The sequence below is a fragment of the Bradyrhizobium sp. CSA112 genome (genome assembly GCF_029051645.1).
Classification (GTDB): Bacteria; Pseudomonadota; Alphaproteobacteria; order Rhizobiales; family Xanthobacteraceae; genus Bradyrhizobium.
The window spans coordinates 1-1,267 of sequence record NZ_JAACFS010000105.1 but is presented as its reverse complement, the minus strand read 5'-3'; the positions used below and the strand labels follow the sequence as shown (position 1 = coordinate 1,267).

Here is a 1,267-nt window from a genome sequence, read left to right as displayed (position 1 = left end):
GGCTTCAAGCTGCAGCCCGGAGCAGGCGGTGGCCGGCCAGGATGTTGTTGGTGAGTGCGAACCAGTGCAGGACTGTCTGGACCTTTTTGAGGCCGCGTACCGTGAACTGCTGCAGGCCCCAGTTGCGGAAGCGAGCGTTGATACACTCCGCCTGAGCCCGACGCTTGTAGATCGACTTGCCACGTGGGCTCTTCATGCGGGCTCGCCAGGCGGCGACGCCGGGCCCATCGTGGTCGCGTGGCTCATACGGGTCGCGCTGGTGCTTACTGTGTGAAGGCGGCCCGTAGACCTTGATGCCGCGATCGGCCGCCCACTCGGTATCCTCATTCTTGTTGAAGCCGCCGTCGATCAGGAGCCGCTTCGGCCATCGGCCATGGCGGCGGTTGATCTCCTCCAGCATCGGCCGGGCCAAGCCGCGGTCGGAGCCGACGGTTTTGACGTCCGGGACGATCACGATCTGGCCGCCGGCGACGGTCGAGAGCTGGCAATTGTAGGCGGGGCGGAAGCCGCCATCGGCCATCTTCATGACGCGGGCGTCGGGATCGCTGGTGGAGGCGCGCGGCTCCTTCTGCTTCTCGACCTCCTTCCTGTTGGTCTTGCTGCGCCGTTCGCGTTCGGCCTCGATCTCGGCCAGCTTTTTCAGCGCTGCCGCCACGCGCTGCTCGCGTTCACGCAGGGCCCGTTCGTTGGCCGCAGCGATCCGCCGGGTGCTGGCTTGCGGATCGTCGGTTGCTTCGTCCTTCAGCTGTCGGATCAATCGTTGCGCCTTGCGCAGTTCCTTGTGAAGCTTCTTGCGGCGGCGGAATGACTTGGTCCCAGCCGATGCGCGTACCCGCACTCCGTCCTGCGCCACCTCATCGAGGTCGATGACCTCGGCCACCGACAGGCTGGCGACGTTTTCGCTCAACAGCCGATCCAGAAGCTCCGGATGCGCCGTGCGGAAGTCGGCAAGGCCGTGATAGTTCACACTCACCCCGCCGCAGAGCCACCGATAGACGTCGTGGCTCTCACACAGCCGTGCCAGCGCCCGCGCACTGCCAACGCCCTCGCTCGTCGCATAAAGCCAAAGTGCCAGTAAAAGCCGCGGGCTCGCCGGCGCCTGTCCCGCCGTGTGGGTTCGAGCTCTAATCGCATCTTCAAGCTCGCGCAGATCAAGTTTCTCGACGTAAGCCCAGATCACCCGGACCGGATGATCGGCGGCCACCAGCGCCTCCAGATCGACTGCCCGAAGCTCGATCTGATCGCGTACCGGTTCCCGCATCCGTGG

At 65.3% G+C, this 1,267-nt stretch carries 1 protein-coding gene; it reads right to left on the bottom strand.

The window, feature by feature from the left end; all coding sequences use genetic code 11:
• Positions 1-4: 4 nt before the first annotated feature.
• A partial coding sequence (locus GWE18_RS41855; protein ID WP_275191296.1) for an IS1182 family transposase occupies positions 5-1,267 on the bottom strand: 1,263 nt, incomplete at its 5' end.